The sequence below is a fragment of the Salipaludibacillus sp. CF4.18 genome (genome assembly GCF_051262595.1).
GTDB lineage: Bacteria > Bacillota > Bacilli > Bacillales > Salisediminibacteriaceae > Salipaludibacillus > Salipaludibacillus neizhouensis.
The window spans coordinates 1-19,165 of the sequence record NZ_JBIMEV010000012.1; the positions used below are offsets into that span (position 1 = coordinate 1).

The 19,165-nt window shown below is 33.4% G+C and carries 21 protein-coding genes; all 21 read left to right on the forward strand.

Features of this window, described 5'->3' with window-relative positions; genetic code table 11:
* Window positions 1–252 precede the first annotated feature (252 nt).
* The 21 genes from ACHABW_RS09880 (at window position 253) to ACHABW_RS09980 (ending at window position 19,157) form a co-directional block, all read left to right on the forward strand.
* Entirely contained in the window at window positions 253–1,221 is a 969-nt protein-coding gene (locus tag ACHABW_RS09880; protein ID WP_435755154.1) for a hypothetical protein, read from the forward strand.
* A 12-nt stretch (window positions 1,222–1,233) separates the two neighbouring features.
* Window positions 1,234–1,518: a hypothetical protein gene (locus tag ACHABW_RS09885; protein WP_435755155.1), complete on the forward strand. Its 285-nt coding sequence runs from the start codon at window positions 1,234–1,236 to the stop codon at window positions 1,516–1,518.
* Window positions 1,519–1,573: 55 nt separating this feature from the next.
* The gene (locus tag ACHABW_RS09890) at window positions 1,574–1,828 is read left to right on the forward strand and encodes a hypothetical protein (protein WP_435755156.1); all 255 of its coding nucleotides are present in this window, start codon (window positions 1,574–1,576) and stop codon (window positions 1,826–1,828) included.
* 378 nt (window positions 1,829–2,206) lie between these two features.
* Window positions 2,207–2,353 carry a hypothetical protein gene (locus ACHABW_RS09895; protein WP_435755157.1) on the forward strand — a complete coding sequence of 49 codons (147 nt, stop codon included), beginning with the start codon at window positions 2,207–2,209 and terminating at the stop codon, window positions 2,351–2,353.
* Window positions 2,354–2,671: 318 nt separating this feature from the next.
* Window positions 2,672–3,325 (forward strand): hypothetical protein, encoded by a 654-nt coding sequence (locus ACHABW_RS09900; protein ID WP_435755158.1) that lies wholly within the window; start codon window positions 2,672–2,674, stop codon window positions 3,323–3,325.
* Between the two features lie 311 nt (window positions 3,326–3,636).
* Entirely contained in the window at window positions 3,637–6,423 is a 2,787-nt protein-coding gene (locus ACHABW_RS09905; protein WP_435755159.1) for an RNA dependent RNA polymerase, read from the forward strand.
* 429 nt (window positions 6,424–6,852) lie between these two features.
* The gene (locus ACHABW_RS09910; RefSeq protein WP_435755160.1) at window positions 6,853–7,401 is read left to right on the forward strand and encodes an HNH endonuclease; all 549 of its coding nucleotides are present in this window, start codon (window positions 6,853–6,855) and stop codon (window positions 7,399–7,401) included.
* Between the two features lie 578 nt (window positions 7,402–7,979).
* Window positions 7,980–8,204 carry a hypothetical protein gene (locus ACHABW_RS09915; RefSeq protein ID WP_435755161.1) on the forward strand — a complete coding sequence of 75 codons (225 nt, stop codon included), beginning with the start codon at window positions 7,980–7,982 and terminating at the stop codon, window positions 8,202–8,204.
* A gap of 736 nt (window positions 8,205–8,940) precedes the next feature.
* Complete coding sequence (locus ACHABW_RS09920; RefSeq protein WP_435755162.1) at window positions 8,941–9,438, forward strand: YfbU family protein; 498 nt, start codon at window positions 8,941–8,943, stop codon at window positions 9,436–9,438.
* 45 nt (window positions 9,439–9,483) lie between these two features.
* Entirely contained in the window at window positions 9,484–9,873 is a 390-nt protein-coding gene (locus ACHABW_RS09925; RefSeq protein WP_435755163.1) for a hypothetical protein, read from the forward strand.
* Between the two features lie 321 nt (window positions 9,874–10,194).
* Window positions 10,195–11,751, forward strand: a complete 1,557-nt coding sequence (locus ACHABW_RS09930) for a DUF4942 domain-containing protein (protein ID WP_435755253.1) — start codon at window positions 10,195–10,197, stop codon at window positions 11,749–11,751.
* Between the two features lie 180 nt (window positions 11,752–11,931).
* A complete protein-coding gene (locus ACHABW_RS09935; RefSeq protein WP_435755164.1) occupies window positions 11,932–12,408 on the forward strand; it encodes a hypothetical protein in 477 nt (158 codons plus the stop codon).
* Window positions 12,409–12,615: 207 nt separating this feature from the next.
* A complete protein-coding gene (locus ACHABW_RS09940; protein WP_435755165.1) occupies window positions 12,616–12,921 on the forward strand; it encodes an HNH endonuclease in 306 nt (101 codons plus the stop codon).
* Window positions 12,918–13,184: a hypothetical protein gene (locus ACHABW_RS09945; protein WP_435755166.1), complete on the forward strand. Its 267-nt coding sequence runs from the start codon at window positions 12,918–12,920 to the stop codon at window positions 13,182–13,184. Before ACHABW_RS09940 ends, ACHABW_RS09945 begins: the two co-directional genes overlap by 4 nt.
* A 205-nt stretch (window positions 13,185–13,389) precedes the next feature.
* The gene (locus tag ACHABW_RS09950; RefSeq protein ID WP_435755167.1) at window positions 13,390–13,743 is read left to right on the forward strand and encodes a hypothetical protein; all 354 of its coding nucleotides are present in this window, start codon (window positions 13,390–13,392) and stop codon (window positions 13,741–13,743) included.
* On the forward strand, window positions 13,740–15,428 hold the full coding sequence (locus ACHABW_RS09955) for a terminase large subunit (RefSeq protein WP_435755168.1): 1,689 nt from the start codon (window positions 13,740–13,742) through the stop codon (window positions 15,426–15,428). The genes ACHABW_RS09950 and ACHABW_RS09955 overlap by 4 nt, the downstream gene beginning before the upstream one ends.
* Before the next feature lie 11 nt (window positions 15,429–15,439).
* Complete coding sequence (locus tag ACHABW_RS09960) at window positions 15,440–15,649, forward strand: hypothetical protein (RefSeq protein ID WP_435755169.1); 210 nt, start codon at window positions 15,440–15,442, stop codon at window positions 15,647–15,649.
* A 35-nt stretch (window positions 15,650–15,684) separates the two neighbouring features.
* Entirely contained in the window at window positions 15,685–16,938 is a 1,254-nt protein-coding gene (locus ACHABW_RS09965; protein WP_435755170.1) for a phage portal protein, read from the forward strand.
* Window positions 16,916–17,563, forward strand: coding sequence for an HK97 family phage prohead protease (locus ACHABW_RS09970; RefSeq protein ID WP_435755171.1), 648 nt, complete (start codon window positions 16,916–16,918; stop codon window positions 17,561–17,563). Before ACHABW_RS09965 ends, ACHABW_RS09970 begins: the two co-directional genes overlap by 23 nt.
* A gap of 145 nt (window positions 17,564–17,708) precedes the next feature.
* Window positions 17,709–18,866: a phage major capsid protein gene (locus ACHABW_RS09975; protein WP_435755172.1), complete on the forward strand. Its 1,158-nt coding sequence runs from the start codon at window positions 17,709–17,711 to the stop codon at window positions 18,864–18,866.
* Window positions 18,867–18,881: 15 nt separating this feature from the next.
* The gene (locus ACHABW_RS09980) at window positions 18,882–19,157 is read left to right on the forward strand and encodes a hypothetical protein (RefSeq protein ID WP_435755173.1); all 276 of its coding nucleotides are present in this window, start codon (window positions 18,882–18,884) and stop codon (window positions 19,155–19,157) included.
* Window positions 19,158–19,165 lie beyond the last annotated feature (8 nt).

The window sequence follows — 19,165 nt, forward strand, 5'->3', positions numbered from 1 at the left end:
TTTTACATCTATTTTTGACGATAGTCTTATCATGAATAATTATAAATGTAAGACTTTGATTAACGTTTTATTTAAAGGGGGATGGAGAAGCATTGATATAAATAAGGTCTCATATTACAACTTATTTTATCAGACCCACCAAATTTAACGAAGAATCAGGAAATGGCGAGTAATAAAGGTTGTGACGCAACAATTGATATAGTAAGTAACATAAACAAGTTAAGTTAACGGAGAGCAAAGGGGTAGGCAGCTATGGAGAAACTAAAGCGTGTAGTAGTTAAAGAGGAGTTAGTCGGCCTTACTGGTAAAGTGAATCATGCCATCGTTCTCAATCAGATGGTTTACTGGAGCGAACGTGTGAAAGATGCAAAACAATTTGCTGATGAGGAGGTTAAACGAAAAAAAGAATACACTGATCAATCACCTGAAGAATTAGAGGATTTTGCTCTAAGTTTAAAATCAGGGTGGATATATAAAACTTCGGATCAGATGGTTGAAGAAACAATGAATGTTGTAAGTCGTAAAACAATCGATAGAATTTTTAGCAGCTTAGTTGAATCGGGTTGGCTACTCAGAAGAAAGAATCCTAACTACAAATGGGATAAAACTTACCAATATCGAGTTGATTTGATGAAGATACAACAAGATCTACATAAGCTTGGCTATTCTCTTGAAGGCTATTCACTAATCAATGATGATACTTCCAATGGTCAATCTGACGATTCGGAGAACACAAGCAGAGGTCAGGATAGACCAACGAAGGGACATAATGACGATTCGGTGCGACAACCTGACGATTCACAACGTCATGGCGACCAAGCAATAACAAAGACTATACACAGAGATTACAATTCAGAGATTACAAAAGAATCTATCAATCTATCTCAAATAGAGGAATTAAATGGATTACAACTACCGACCAAGATTAAACAAATACTAAAACAAAATCTTCATAGATTGATAGATGATTCAGTTTCAACTTTGGAAATCGATTTATTTTTTAACTCAAAATCCAATCAATTAGCAGACAATGACTTTGCAATCATGCTTAATAACGTACTTAGCAAGACTAAAGGCAAGATAGGGGATATAAACAGTCTATTAGCTTCGTCTAGCTACAACTACTACATGAATAACATAGTTGCTCAACAGGGTGTAGACGATGAGGAAGATAGTGGTACAACGTATAACATCAATAGTTACGACTGGTTAAATAACTAAGGGGGATTTCAAATGTTTGAACAACTTAGCAATTCAATTAAGGAAACCATTGACCGTGTGGACGGCTACAAAACCGGTACACTCATTGTCGAACGTGACATTGAGAGAGTAAGTATCTTGATTGATGACATCCTAATTCCACTCTCAGACAGTGACTACATCCAGATAAGGAACGATAAGGTATACGAAACCATTACAATCACTCAAGCGTTAGAAACATCAGATAGCGTTGCAGGGTGGCCGTTGTTTGCAGGGTTCTACTGCAGGATGAAAAGGGGGCGGTACAATACTTTTTAAATCAAACTTTACGCTAATAGGAAAAACTGAAAATATTAATGATTTGGAAATTGATATGCTTATTCATGAATTGTATACAGTTTGTAAACATGCAGTTTTAACAAAGCTAGAAGCGATTGGATTTAATAGCTTAGGTAATGCAAATTACTACTTATTCAAAATATACGATGCTGAGTTTGCAGGAATACGAACAACATTATCGATTTTAGATATAGATGTTCACTATCGTGGTGAGAGAATATCTTCAACTTCTTCAGTTATCGAGGGTTTTCTTAATTCACTGGAGCAACAAGAGGAGAGTTTCCGATGAGAGAAGTAGTCATATCAGTATTATCGCAAAAGGGAATTAAAAAGGAATTTGTACAAACAAGCCTAGCATTCAGCTATTTTACAGTTGTGTGTTATCTAATTACAAATGTATTTTAAATAAAACGTTCACAAATTTGTCACATTTAAAAAGAATACTTATTTTTATTCAATAATTTTTAAAAGTGTCCTATAACCCTGGAGCATTTATAGGGACAGTTATAACGTATATTAATATCATATTTATGAATAAGTAATTAAAAACTATAAAGTTTAAATAGTGTTAGAGTACTTATATACCAACGTTTATACTGTTTTTTGTGTTAGTTTCTATATGCATCAAATAAAAAGACACTTTTATTCAGAAATGGAGGTGGAATAAATGTCTGAGTTTCAAAAGGAATTCATAAAAGATTATGAAGAAATGTCTAAAGAGGGTTTCAACCAGCAAACCAAAGTTGAGGGTGATTTTATACATTGTGATTTATCATCATTAGATCACTATGTTAATAGCTTCCTGAAAGATTAATAGTCTTGTAGGTGTATTTACCCTATGTAGGTATTGCAGTTGCTCAGAGCCTACTTGTAATCAAGGATATTCATAAATAATAGCAGTATGAAGGGAGGTGAGAAGATGAATAAAAGTGATCTAGTCTTTGTGTACGATGTGCAGCTACATCGACTATTAAAACATAAGAATGTTGAATACATAACCAGTGCCATTTCAAATCAGAATCGCAGATTTTGGCTCTACTTTAGAACATCAGAGGTCAATTCAATAGTTGAGCAATTTAATAATTAAACACTGTAAACATTTAAGCAATTAAACAAATGAGGGGGAACATAGTTGAGTGATGAAAATAAAAAGAAATTACATGTTCGAATACCTACATACATAGTTCGAAACGAAGAAATTTTTTTATCAAATAATGAATTCTTGTTGTATGCCAGATTGTGCTTTCTGTATTTCAGAAACTACAAAGAGGAAGAGATAGTTATAGATCATAAAAAACTAATGAATTTCATAAATGTGTCTGATACCAGGACATTTAAGAGCAGGTTAAATAAACTACATAAGATTAACTTAATTAAAAACAAGGTCGATAAGTTGCCGACCAAAGGAAGTCTAACAATTGAATTTAACTCTGATGCCTACGATAAAGGTCATTTTACCATGTTGGATTCAGATGTATTTAATTATTATAAGAATGAAAAGATCGATACATATGCTTTTAGACAATTATTTTTATTTAAAAGTTACATAAACATGAGTGATAAAGAGAGAGACAGGAGTTTTTGTTTTGTCGGTGTAAATACGATTTCTAGCAAATTTAAAATATCCAAGACATCGGTAACAGATGCTAATGAACAATTGAGAAAGGCTAAACTTATAAAAATTGTTAAGCACAAATTGAACACGGAATATGAGTATGACGAGAATTCCGAGATTGTGTTTGACCGATGGAATAACCATTATTACGTACATAGATCACTACATTGAAAACGTTGATAAAACAAGCTTTTAACCTAAGTACAGAATTTGCAGAGGTAGATTTCAAATTGCAGAGGTGGGTACAGAATTTGCAGAGGTAGATTTCAAATTGCAGAGGCAAAGTACAGTTATTGTCGGCAATGGGAGTACAGTATATAGTAATTACTTAATATAAATATACAGTTTAAAGATACAGTTAAAAATACAAGTAAAGATACAGTATTTTAGAAAAACGAAAAACCCACTTCGTTTTTTCTACATAAGATTAGTTTTAGTTGTAAGGATGAGTTAAACATTTAAACAAAATGAGGAGTGGTTATTTGACTAGCAATCTGAGTAAGCAAGTATACATATATTCATTAACAACACATAGTTTTTACAATGAAACAGAGAGTGGCATGAATAATGAAAAGCAGAGTATCAGCAGAGGTAAGGAATACTGTAAAAATGCAATTAGTAAATTACATAATAAAAAAGTGATTAAGCAAAAGGATATAGATGAATATTATAAAAGTTTATCATTCGGACAATTAGCATATAAATTTGATGATGGGTTGGCTGGATTTGTTTTAAGATACATTGATCAGGAAATTGAGAGTGAGTTAATTAACCTCATAGTAAATGATCGAAAGAAAGTAAAAGAAATCAATAATCTAAAGTCAAAACTATTCAAAAAAGCATCTGACAGAACAAAACAGCTTGAGGCCATGTTGGATAATGAAGCTGATAATTATAATGGCCCTAGAAAATTGACAGTAGATAGCATTAAAGATTCTAATAAAGTATCTCAATTTGATTCTGTGCTATCGAGATCTCTTGATATTGATAAAAGCAATACCACAGATGATATTTTCATGATTAAAACATATCGCTATAAGATATTTAAGCAAATGATGGATGAAGGGTTTACTTACAACAATAAGACTTACAAGTATTTCACATCTTCTGCTGGAGCAATACGAAATAAAAAATGTATCTTTATCGAAGAAGATAAATTCACTGATATTGAAAATAAAATGTTTGCAGGTTTAACAAGAAAGAAGATCAATGACAAAGATTCTCTTAATCCTAATAAATTTAACGCATATACAGCTTTAACCATGACAGCATCTATACCATGGGAAGGGTTTGATATTGACCGGTGTGTTGTAGTTGATGATTTTGAAACGAATGTAAATAGCTGGGTTGATCATATTGACTCAGATACATATGAGGTTAAACCTGTTAAGAAAGATGTAACTATTCCTCATACAGATGGAGCTGGGATGTGCTTACCTGGTATAAGTGATAAGAGTCTTCAATTCAGAATGCCATTCTTTAAAGGGTTATTGATTCCGTTTGAGTATGATAAATTTATTAGTAGACACAAGAATTCCAGTCCATTTATTACTGACATTTGGGGAGAAACATATGATGTTATTAAAGATGACATACAGATTATTTTTACGAAAAGTCAATTTAAAGCTGCTAAGTTTTTCGATAGTTGGATGGAGTACAAAGTTGCTTTTCGAGACTATGAGTGTGAATCGTCTATAGTGTCTGTCGAAATGGATGAAAGTAAGTTTGAAGATAAAACACTTTCGTACCAGGTGCTTCAAACGCTCACTAGTGCCACAGATGAGGAATTGAATAAGATAACCTCTCATACAGTCAATAACATTAATAGCATAGCAAATAACGCTGATACAATGCTCTCTGTTGTAGGCGCTACCGATGACAATGAAAATAAGAATAGTTTACAACAAGCCTTGAGCATTTACCCTAATTTATTGAATGATAATCATAGTAAAAAGGTTATTAAGGATACGAAAACATCATTGGTCAAACGTGCTAAGTCAGGGAAGCTAATACTGGAAGGGAGCAAGAGAGCATTTATAGCACCTGATTTATACGCATTTTGCGAGTGGTTATTCATTGGGTATAAGAACCCTATAGGATTGTTAGCTAACGGTGAGGTCTACTCTGGACTGTATAAAAACGGTGAAAAATTGGATGTGTTGAGAAACCCCCACTGCTATAAAGAGCACGCTGTAAGAGAAAATATAGTAAATGAAGATACAAAAGAATGGTTTATTTCAAATTGCATCTATACAAGTACACATGATCTAATATCGAAAATACTACAGTTTGATGTTGATGGAGATGAAGCAATTATCTGTAATGATGAAACATTGGTAAATATTGCTGAGAGGGAAATGAAAGACGTTTTACCTTTGGACTACGAACTATCCTCAGCAGAGGCTAAAGAGATCACAAACAATAATTTATACAATAGCTTAAAATCAGCCTATAAGATGAACATTGGAGAATCAAGTAATAAAATCACAAAATGTTTCAATGCAGATGTTGTGGAAGAAGAAGCAATGAAAGTTGCTAAGTGGCTAACATTTGAGAACAATGCCACAATTGACTATGCTAAAACGTTGTGGATGCCGAAAAGACCTCCTTATGTTGATAAGATTATAAAAGAGTACACTGGTGCAAAACTACCTTATTTTTTCTTGGATGCAAAAGATAAAAAGGAAACACAAGTTGAGGGAAGAAATGACAGTGTAGTAAATAGAATTAGTAAAATTATCGATGATCAGAACAAGAGGATTTACTTTAAAAAAGTGGTTGGGGAAGTTGATTTTAAACAATTGTTGTATAATCAGAGCATTGACATTGAGACGGATTTAGCAAAAGAAATTATCGCAACATATAATAAATTAAATGCAACGAAACACTTCAACATGAAAAAACAGGTCAAAGAAAACAAAAACACTACAAAGAAAATTAAGTTTTACATTATCAAAAAAATAGGTGAAGTACTAGAAGAGGTGGGGAAAGATCCTGTTTATGTAACAGATGTATTGGTCAAATACTTATATAGTAAGGGCAGTGTTAATAAAGATACTTTGTGGGATGTGTTTGGTCATATTATTGTATCTAATTTAAAGCGGAATGTGCTGGGATTAGTTGATTGTATAGAGTGTAGTAAAGAGATTGATAAGACAAAACAACGACAAATTAGATGTAAAGAGTGCCAAGGTAAAAGAAATAAACGAAATAATAAAATTAGACAACAAAAAAAGAGACAAGAAGAAAAACTTGTCACGATGAGTTAATAGTTACATATTTATAAGCGCTTAGACTTGCCTGTAAACAGGTGAAAACTAAGCGCTTTTTATTTATGGAGATAAACCTCTCTAGTGGAAAGAGAACGATACAAGGAAAGCTAATAGATCAAACAAAGCAAGAGAAATCGTTTTCTTTCTAAAATTAATTTATACGGTTCCGTAATTATACTATATCAAGAAAAATTAAATTAGTCAAATATATTTTTTAATAAGCATTCAAGCGGCAATATAACAGGTGATAGCGTTGCGTTGTTTGTGAGCTTATTAAAGGATATACGGACAGTGCCGATGTGGGCACTTTAAGAGTACACATGACTACCTCCAGTTTAGTTGAGATGAGCAAATAAGGAGCCACCACCTGTTAAAGGTTGAAGGGGGTTTTTTGCTTTGCCATAAAAATAAGGGGGAGTTTATGAAATGGAAAATGTAATGGAAAAGGAATCGGTATTAGTGCCAATTCCAGGGTTTAAAGATTATAAGGCAGATGTAATAAATGGCAAGGTTTATTCGTCCAGGTGTAAACAAGGTAGATGGTTAAATCCTAAAGCAAGCAAACGTTTTAAATATGTAATAACAACTCTGACAGATAGTCAAGGAAAGGCAAAAGCTCAATCATTGCATGCATTGATCATGAGTGCTCATTTAGGGGTTAATCCAAGTTGGTGGATAAATCAAGGATTGGAAATCGATCATTTAGATGGAAACAAATCGAATAATGGAATACATAATTTAAAGTTAAAAACAAGAAAAGAACAATATAATGAAGGTGTAATAGCGTCAATTACTACTGGAAGAACAAGATTAAAAGAATCAGATGTTCTTTTAATTCTAGAACAGTGGAAAACATGGGAAGAGGATGGAAAGCGGAAGAGTACATTTTGTAATATGATGTCAGAGGCGTACGAAAAGACATATAGCTGCATTGAGAATATAGTAAATAAAAAGACGTTTAAGAAATTAATATAGACTTTTACATACGTACGCTATCTTTAAATGAGCAAGATAAAGTTGACCGAAGGAGTGAGATAGTTGCAAAAATTAAATAGTGAGATCATAGGTTACATAGGTGGACTGTTATTTTTATTGATTATGTGGTTATTTCTAAGTATTAGTGGAGTTCAAGCAGTTGTTATGTTTGTTGTTTATACAGCAACTTTTCTTACTATATCGACTATTGGGTATTTTAATAAAAGGAAGATAATTAAGTAAGTAAAAATCTATTAAGTCGTATAAATAAATACATTGCTTGCCGTCCTACCGTCAAGGAAAAACCGGAGAGTTTAACCCTGACTCAGTAAAATTAACTATCTAGGATAAGATCGATAATGTTTTCTAACATACTCAAGACTACCGTGACGGAATCTTTTGTATGATCGGACAAAAACAGACTTATGCATCATAAGCTTTCACCTCCGTCAATTAAGACGATAGGACAACAAGTAAATTATACCATAATTTTGTAGATTAATAGAAAAAATTAACATAAATTAAGGAAAAAACCTCTTTATCTGTTAAAATGAGTAGGCAGATGGGAGGTGGAAAATATGAAAATTGAATTTAGAAATGCAGATGGTGGAGATGTTTTTCATAGAATTGAGAAAGAAGATGTTGAATCATTTTTATCATTTCTAAAACAAATTGATGAAATAAATTTATACATTGCTGATGACTATTTTTTGCATGGTAAAATTTCATCGACCATGTATGAGGTAGTTTTCCCTGTTGACGAAGAACCAGAAGAAGTTTTACAAGTATTTATCCAAAAATAGAATGAAATCTAGAAAGCCGCTCATTTGAGTGGCTTTTTCTTTTTGATAAATAAGGGAGGGTGAATGATGTATAAAACCATGATAAAGCTTACTATTATATTGTTTTGTAACCATTATAAAGAAATAAGTCATTTGTCACTTTTGAAGAGGTTGAAGAGTACTTATAAATTTACAAAAGAAGATATATTTAATCTGAATAAAGGCAATATCACAAATAAGTATTTTGAAGATTTATCTGAAAGATGGAATACTATGTTAAGTAATCCATCGAGTACAGTTGGAGATATAGTGAAACTTGAGAGAGAATATTATAGGCATAAACCATTAATAAATGCAGGGATCAGATTGTCCAATAATTTAATTTCAGTAAATAGATAGTTCAGTCACTCATTCGAGTGGCTATTTTTTATGCGTAAATTTAAAACAAAACAAGGAGGGAGTATAAACGAATATGGAAGAAATTTTATTTTTTACATTGACTATATTATCAATCTCATTGCTTTTAAACTTAATAAATTTAACGGATTATCTCATGGCCAAAAGGAGAGAAAGAAAAACATTTACTCAATCTTATTTTATACCTGAATTTAAGTCTGATTCACCAGAATCAGTAAAGCCATTAACAAATAAATGTATTTGTTGTTTAAATAATGATTGAAGCACAATAGAATAATTTGTAAGAAAAGAAGGAATAACCTTCCAATATGTAGAAAGTTGGTATATTGGGGGTGATAATATGAAACTAACTAAACTTGAGCGTCTAAATTTGATAAATCAATATCAGATATTAGAAAAGCTAGATCCAAATGAAAACTATTCTTCTTTTATAAAGGCTTTACAGGAAGGGTATGAAGCACACTATTCAGATTTAGTGGAATGGTTGTATGATGACTTTCCTAAAGATAAGTCAGACTTTGTAGTTGACGTGTTGGAAATGTATAGAAGAATCATTTTTTCTTACAACGCCTTAGACGATAAAGGCGATTTAAATGAGAGTAGAATTAAATTTCATGGATTCGATGGCAATAATGAAAGTAGTTATTTAGGCTATGCAAGCTATTTTATTAACGATTTAGGAAGATATGATGAAATAAGAAACAACACGGAATTTAGGGATTTAAATAGCCATAGACCCATGATAGATAATTATATGAGGAAGCTAAGTGTGTGGAAATCCTCTTTAGACGTTGACAACCTTACTTTAGAAGAAATCCAAAACATATTAAACACTTAAGTTAAAACATCCTTCGGGGGTATAGAAAAAAGGGAATGATTTGATATGGAAAGAATGAATAGAAAAAGCTCATTTCACTTTAATGTAAACACTGAACAATATAACTTTGCTCTAAGCTATGAATTTAATACTGAAGTCAAAAAGTTTGATGTATTTGTATTGGGAAATGGCATGGTTAGTATGGAAGTGAATCAAATATTTGAAGTTAAGGGAGATCCAGACTTAGAGTGGCATGAAAAACAAGATGAGAAAGGTCACGAAATAGCAGAGTTGATGTATAAAGAATTTATTAATTCTGATCTCTATAAACTTAATGAGGATAAAATTAGAAAGCCGTACTCTATTTATGATGATGTCAAAGAAAAAGAAAATCTAAATTCACTATTTGAAAAGTGGATGTTAAAGCATGCTGATAAATTTGTTTTTATAAAATAAGTACGATACAAGGCACTCACTAGGTGGGTGTCTTTTCTTATGAAAGTATAAGGGAGCGTGTGAATAATGGCAGACAATGAGTCAAGCGAAGATAAGATAACAACACTTGAATGCATGGTATGTGGTTATAGAGAGGTATTCACAAAACGTCAATTTAAATTTACTGATGGATTATCTTGCTATGTTTGTGATAGTCCAGTTAACTCAACTATGACTAGACCAGGTGAGAAGATTAGAAATAGACGAATGAAATAAACAGCATCCATTAAATTGGGTGTTTTTATTTTTGTCTAAATAAGGAAGTGATTGTATTTGTTTAATGTGGACTTTTATCCGACACCCAATGAATTAATAAAGGAATTATTAGCTTTAAGTATAAAAGGTAATTTACCTAATATGAAAGGAATTAATCGGTTTACATTGAGAGGTCGTGTGCTTGAACCATCAGCAGGTAAAGGGAATATCGTTAATTACATTCGTGATAACGGTAGATTGATAAAAATAGATACAATCGAAAATGATCCCGAACTAGCAGGTTTTTTAACGGCTGCAGGACACGCAGTTGTTTGGTCGGATTTTTTAACCTTTGAAACATTTCGAGAATACGATTCTGTTGTCATGAATCCTCCGTTTAGCGCTGGTGATAAGCATTTATTACACGCACTAAAGCTGTCTAGTAAGCAGATCACGAAAGACTGTGAAATATACGCAATAATTAACGCAGAGACTATTAGGAATCCGTTTAGTACGACTCGTAAAGAGTTGGTGAGACTACTAGATATACATAACGCAAGAATAAAGTTTGTTGACAATGCCTTTAGTGATGCCGAACGAAAGACTAATGTTGAAGTAGCGCTTATTTACTTAAAAGTTTGTCGAGATGATTTTAGTGAGGACTTGTACAGGCGTACAGTTGATTCAGTAAAGGGAACAAATAAAAAACACGAACAAGCTAATGAAATAACTAATGCTTTAAGCACGTTTGTTAAAAAACAAGAGGTGCGAGAGCGTGTAGACGATATTACACGGCTAATAAGTGAATACGAGGAGGCTATTAAGTTAGTCCGTAAATCATACGAAATAAACAAGCGAAAGACGGATTTTTTGAATTATGTTTCTAACGTGAATAATGGTAAGTTGTTCGTTTCAAGTGAATATCCATCAAAAGATTATGAAGAAGATTTACAACGACTACGTATAACGTATTGGGGATTAATACTTCAAACAGATAAATTCATGGAGATGTTAACGACTGAGGCAAGGGAGAAATTAAACAGACAACTTGATTCAGCTTCGGAATTGGAAATTAATTCGACTAACATTTACATGCTACTACATGCTATTATGGCCAATTCTTCTGATATGTTGATTAGTAGCGTGGTGAGTATGTTCGAAAAGATAACCTCTTATAGTCGCCGTGATTTTTCAACGAATATTCATTACTACAACGGGTGGAATACGAATGATGCGTATAAGATAGGCAAGAAAGTCATATACCCGTTCTTTACAACATTTGAAGATTGGGATATGGGTACACGAAATGACAGTTTTGGGGGCGTTGACTACCGGATAAAAGGATTTATATTCGACTTGTTAAAGGCATTTGAACCGTTTCGAGATGTAGATTACGACTTTGAAATGATAGGAAAAGGTGAGTTTGCGACCGATATATTGCGTTTTAAAATATTCAAGAAAGGTACTGTTCATGTTTGGTTTAAAGACTTAGAAACGCTTAACAAGATTAACTATGTTTGCGGTCAAAAGTTTAACTGGTTGCCAACAGAAGAAGAGTTACGTAAAGACCCGAAAGCTCGTGAGTTTATTGCTGAAGAGTTTGGTGATATTGTAACAGATGTTGGCCAATTGCTGAGCGCATAGTGAAGAGTTTATAGCGTATAGATACATAGTTTGGATATCGACTCAGTTAGTCCAATTTAAGCGTGAGAATGGACTAGGTGTTCGGTGGTTTAGGGACTCTCACAATTTTATAAAATATTTTTCAGTCTTTGGACTCCTAATATGTTAACCTTTTAATAGGACATGTTAGGAGGTTATTTATTGGAAGTTACAACTGATCATATTCAAGGGTTATTTACTGGTGCAATCATCCCGATTTTACTATTTGTAATTCTTCACTACTTTATTGATAAAGGTAAGTTAAACATTAATAAAAAAGAGTATTATATAAGAGCTTACGAGTCCGACGGTGGTGGAGGTTATATTGAAACAGAGTTTTCTAAGCGCGAAAATGCCTTTGTGAAGATTAAATTAACCCTTAAACTTCTTCTCAGTAATAGCGGTAAACGTAAGCTTTCAATTAATACTTTTCAAATTGAGAGTGATAAGCTAGATCAGCCAATTATACTTACTGCTGATATTGTTGAACTGGATGTAGGTGTAAGTAAACCTGTATCATTAGAAATACTTGTAAGTTATTATGAAGCCAATATCATAATAGACAATAATTCAACATTAGTAACTGTAGACAACAAAGGTAATAAAAAGAAAATTAAATTAGGTGAAGCGACTACTTAACCCATCCAACTAGGATGGGTTTTTATTTTGTCTAATAAAGGAGGAATGAGATTGCTAATAACTTTTAAAATACTGTTGATGGTAATTATATTATTGTTCTCAATGGGAGCGATTGGATCACGAACGAGTGAAGGTAGGATTCAGTGTACTGCTATTACTATAGCGAGTATATTGAGCATGAGTTTCTTGTTGTGGACAGGAAACTAAATGGCTAAGGAATATGCAATCAAATTTTATAATTCTAACGCTTGGCGCAAATGTCGTCAGGCTTATTTTCTGTCTCATTATGGATTATGTGAACGGTGTTCTAACTCAGGGAAGATAGTTCATCATGTGGTTTATATTAGTCCTGCTAACATTAATGATCCAAGTATCACATTGAACCATGAGAACCTAGAGCTGTTGTGCCAAGACTGTCACAACCGTGAACACCATGGGAGTGGTGAGGAATTAATAAGGGATGATGTGATGTTTGATAGTGAGGGTAATTTAATTGAGAGGTTGGTGGAGTGATGGATAAACAATGCAATCACAAGTGGATAGACATGGAAGATGGTAGCCTAGATACATTCTGTGTTCGATGTAGAAAGAAGGGTATGCAATCGGTAATGGTTATGCCTGTTGAATGTGAATCAATTGTACCTAATGCTATTCCTATTATGAGAGAGACAATGAGCGTACATACTCCAGTAGGAATGATGGAAGTAGACAAAGAGAATTTGGTAAAAGAATTTCAAAAGGATATGAGAATAGGAATGCAAAATAATATTTTATAGATAGAAATGATTTTAAGGAAGGTGATACCAATCATCTTTCTATTTTTGTGGAGAGAAAAGAAATGTTATGAGTGTGCGTGTTGATCCCCCCCGAGTTGTGTCAGAATCAAACACAATTAGAATACCGATGGGAACTTTTGCGTAATAAATTTGAATTTTTTGTATAACCCCACCCCTAAAATAAATATGAAAGCAGGTGAATGAATTGAAAGAATTAACAGAAACAGAAAAACAAATAAAGAAAGAAGTAAGTAGACTCAAACGAAATTTTAAAGAATTAGAAAAAGATAAAAAAGATGGGATGGAATCTCTTATTCATGAAGCTGCTTTCATGAGGGTGACGCTGGGTATACTCAAAGATGATATTAATTCTAATGGTGCTGTTGATGAAATGACTCAAGGCGACTATACAATTATGCGTGAGAGTCCGGCAGTTAAAACCTACAACACAATGATACAAAGATACACTGCCGCTATGAAAGAATTGAATAGTTTTCTTCCAAAGTCCTCACCTAAAACAGTTGATGACGGCTTCAATGAGTTCGTGAATAACAGATGAGAGTACAATATCCTTTAGCCTACAATCCAATCATAGACTACTACAATCAGATTCTATCAGGTGAAGTTACTGTAGGCGATAAAGTTAAACGTGTCTATAAAAAATTAGTTGATGATGTTTATGATAAGACTTCTGAATATGAATTCAGTGTCAAAAAATCAAATCATGTTATTGAATTTATCGAAAACTACTGTAAACACTCAAAGGGTAAGTGGGGCGGTCAACCAATTGATTTAGAGTTGTGGCAGAAAGCTTTTCTTGCTGCAAGTTTTGGATTTATACATAAGATTGATCAAATAAGAAAATACCAAAATATATTCTTAGTTGTATCAAGGAAGAATGGGAAATCAACGATAGCTAGTGGAATAGGATTGTATTTACAAGTTGGTGATGGAGAACCTGGTGCAGAGATTTATGCTGTTTCTACTAAAAAAGATGCGGCTAAAATTGTTTGGTCGGAAGCTAAACGTATGGTCAAAAAATCACCTGTATTGTTGAAACGAATAAAACCATTGGTTGCTGAACTTGTTTCTGAATGGAATGATAGCTCATTCAGACCACTTGGAAGTGACAGCGATACACTTGATGGACTCAATGTTGCTGGTGCAATTTTAGACGAGGTTGGAGCATGGAAAGATCAAAACCTAATGGACGTTATCGTAGATGGAACATCGTCACGAGAACAACCAATGATATTTCAGATTTCTACTGCTGGAACAGTTAGGGAATCTGTATATGATCAAAAATATGAAGAAGCAGAGATGTTATTAAATGGTTTCGATGATCCTAATGGTTATAAAGATGATAGATTCTTACCAATAATCTATGAATTAGATTCAAGAAAAGAGTGGACAGATTCTAAGATGTGGCAAAAGGCATCTCCAGGATTGGGTACGATAAAAAAACTTGATCAACTTGAAACGAAAGTAAACAAAGCAAAAGCTAATTCAATGTTACTTAAGAATTTATTAACCAAAGAATTTAATGTTAGGGAAACGAGTTCTGAATCATGGTTGTCATTTGAGCAAATTAACAATGAAGCAATGTTTGATCTAGCGAAACTAAAACCTAGATATGGAGTGGGTGGAGCAGACCTGTCTTCTACTACAGACCTTACAGCCGCTAAGGTTCTTTTTATGGTTCCAAATGATGAAAACATTTATGTTCTACAAATGTATTGGTTACCAGAAGATTTGTTAGAACGAAGGACAATAGAAGATAAAATCCCTTATGACAAATGGAATGACTTAGGATTATTACGAACAACCCCTGGAAATAAAGTACACCACAAATATGTAACAGAATGGTTTGTAGAAGTACAAAAAGACTTTGATATTTACATTCCTTGGGTTGGATATGATAGTTGGTCTGCAACTTATTGGGTTGAAGAAATGAAAGGTATCTATGGCAAGGATTCGATGATACCAGTTATCCAAAATAAGAAAACTTTATCATCTCCTATGCGTTCGCTTGGTGCAGATTTAGAAGTAAATAAAATCAAATACAACAATAATTCAATCGACAAGTGGTGTCTATCCAATACATCTGTTGATGTGGATAAAAACGATAACATTCAACCAGCAAAAGGAAAACAACAACGGAAACGTATCGATGGAACCGCTGCTTTATTGAACGCTTATATCGTGATGCAGGACAATATGAATGACTATCAAAACTTAATTTAGGAGGGAATCACATGAAATTATTTATACAAAAAGAAAATGTAAATGTGGAAGTTAGAGAAATTCAATCTCTTAGCAAAGACTCAGAAATTCTATTTTTCTTTTTAAACGGAAATATCAGACCTCAAGAAATTGATGCATTAGAACAAAGTTTATCTTTAAAAACAGGTAAAAAAGTTATTGTACTTCCATCCATACTGAAAGAAACCATTAAAAGTTTATAAAACTACATTCAGTTTTAAGGGGGAGGTGAATAATTTTGAGAGAGAAAAGATCAATGTATCAACGAATTTTCGGAAAGAAGAATATAGATCATATTAATGCTACCCAATTACAAATGTTGAATGGATTTAATGCAACATTTAATACATTCTCAGGGGATTCTTATGATTCGGACGTTGTTCGTTCGGTAATAGATTCGATTGCTAGGAATGGTGCAAAGCTAACTCCGAAGCATATGTTTGATAAAAAAACTACAACCAGTAAACCAACAGACGTTGAAAAGTTACTGAAGTACCAACCCAATCAATATATGGACGCTTATTCGTTTTTCTATAAAATAATAACGGCATTGTACGTAAAAAATAACGCATTTATCTTTATAGACAAGGATAAGTTTGGTACTGCTAAAGCATTTTATCCCGTGGATTCGTCAAGTGTAGAGTTTGTTGAAGCAGAATTAGAAGGTCAGACAGAAATATTTGCTCGTTTTAGATTCTTAGGTGGAAAAGAAGTGACATTACCCTATAGTGATTTGATTCATTTGCGAAGATTCTTTTATAAGAATGACCTATATGGTGAGACATCTGATAAAGCATTGAACCCAACACTCCAATTAATCCAAACAACTGATGATGGAATAGCCAATGCTGTTCAATCATCAGCTTATTTGCGTGGATTATTAGTCTTTGAAGGTCAAATAAGACCAGAAGACTTAAAGACACAAGCAGACGAATTTAAGAAGAGTTTTATGAGCATAAGTAACAGTGGTGGTGTAGCTGCAACTGATGCTAAAGCAAAATTCCAAGAATTAAACAACGATCCTAAAATGGTCGATGGGGAACAGATGAAACTGATTCAAGAGAAAGTTTATAAGTACTATGGAATAAATGAAAACATTGTGAAATCAGACTACACTGAACAACAGTTTAATTCTTTCTATGAATCAATCCTTGAACCATTAGCCATTCAATTATCTTTAACTTTCACCAACGCTTTGTTTACTAGAAAAGAGAAAGATGCTGGTCATCACATAGTATTCAGCACAGATAGAATACAATATGCTTCTACTCAAACTAAGCTAAAAATGGTAGAAATTTTAACTGACAGAGGATTGCTGACTGATAACGAAGCAAGAGAAATATTTAACATGTCTCCTCTTCCCAACGGTGATAGGAAAATAGTGTCCTTAAATTATATTGATAAGGACTTAGCTTCCAATTATCAAATGGGTCGAGCACATATTAAAGATAATTCTAACGGAAAGGAGAGTGACGAAACCGATGACGATTGAAAAATTAAAAGATAAAGAAGTTCGTAGATTTGCAGAGTTTGAATTACGAGCAGTGGCAGAAAACTTAGCACAAGATGAGAAAGAAGAATTGTATGTAGAAGGTTATGCTGCAACATTTAATTCACCAACTGTACTATATGAGGTAGATGGAATTGAACATTTTGAAAAAATTGATGATAAAGCATTTGATGAAGCAGATATGTCAGATGTTATTTTTAATTATAATCATCAAGGTAAAGTAATGGCTAGAACGAGAAACAAAACATTACAAATAACTACTGATGATAAAGGTTTATACATACGTGCAAGGTTAGACGGTACTGACGAGGGTAGGAAATTATATGAAGAAATCAACGGTGGTTATCTTGATCGTATGAGTTTTTCTTTTATTACTCGTGAAGATAGTTATGATATGGCAAACCATACACGAACTATTCAAAAGGTAAAAAAATTATATGACGTGTCTAGTGTGGATATCCCAGCTTACGATGACACTTCAATTAGCGCAAGGAGCTTATTTGAAGCTCAACAAGAACTAGTAGAACAAGAGCAAAAACTAATAGATGATCAAAAACAGATGGAACAGGAACACCGTAAAAAGTTAATACTTATGACTTATTTGTAAACAAAGTATCTGGTTAGATGCTTTTTTATTTTGTCTAAGTTTAGTTGGACTGGATAGAACAACATCACGCTGGATAGTGTGCGACTTGCAATAGACAAAAGTATAGAATTAAAAATTTTAACAAAAAAACAGGAGGCTATTAAAAATGAACAGACTAAACGAAATTGAAACACGAAAAGCAGAGATTAAAGGACTATTGGAAAACGGTGGCGAGGTTAATTTAGAGGAAATGGAAACTGAAATCAGAGGTTTGAATGAAGAAAAAGAACAAATTGAGAAACGTACAAAGATGGCCGAAGCAATTACAGCTCGAACAGTTGAGACAAAAGAAGTAGAAGGTGCTACAAATCCAGAAAAAGAGGAGCGAGAGAAAATGGAAAAGCAATCAGCAGAACAGCGTGGAAAAGAGTTAATGGAAAACAGAAGTGTAACAGTAGGTTCAAGCGATATTGTATTACCTAAGCATCAAGCAACAGATATTAAACGTACATTTAATGAGGTTTCTACACTAATTGACCGAGTACATGTTAAAAACTTAATTGGTGGAGAGTCATTTACACAACCATACTTAAAAGGTTATGGAGAAGGCGACCATGTATTAGAAGGAGCAGATTATGCTACTGCTGAACCAGTATTCGGTTATGCAGACATTGGTAAGTCAAAAGTAACTGCTTATGCAGAAGACAGCGAAGAAACTACTAAACTTCCAGCGGCAGATTATGATGCAGTGGTAGTAGACGGTATTACAGTTGCTACTCGTAAGAAATTGACTAAAGAAATCCTAGTAGGAACAGGTGCAACTAACCGTTTAACAGGTATTTTCTCGGCTAATGCAACGGCAATTGATCCCCTAACTGACAAGGGTATTGAAGTTATCGATGAGACTACACTTGATGAGATTGTTTATTCTTACGGTGGGGACGAGGATGTTGAAGACGTAGCAGTTTTAATCCTTAACAAAAAAGACTTGAAGAAATTTGCAACATTACGTGATGCTGATGGAGACAAAGTATATGACGTAGTTAATAACGGTAACACAGGTACTATTGATGGAGTTCCTTTTATCCTTAACAGTGCATGTAAAGCTATTTCTGACTCAGCTACAGTTGATGGCGAATATGCAATGGCTTATGGTTCACTATCTAATTACACAATGGCTGTATTCAGTCAGATGGATGTTCAACGTTCTAGTGACTTCAAATTTAAGCAAGGAATGATTGCACACAAAGGTGTAGTATTTTCTGGTGGTAATGTAACTGCTATGAATGGTTTCCTACGTGTATCTAAAGTAGTACCAGTTTAATAGGAGTTGATGTAAATGTCTAAAGTAATAAAACCGTTTACAGATAAATGCACACGTAAACGTTATCCAATAGGTTCGGAGTACGAGGGATCATCCTCTCGTACTTTTGAGCTTCATTCATTAGGATTTATTGAGAAAGAAGTAGAACAAGAAAAAGTTTTTGTTAAAGAAAACACGAAAAAAGAAACACCTAAGTTAAATCACTTGGGTAGTGGTTACTATCTTTTGCCGAATGGTGAAAAAGTCAGAGGTAAAAAGAAGGCAATCGCACGAATGGAAAGTGGTGAGTGACTATGGCT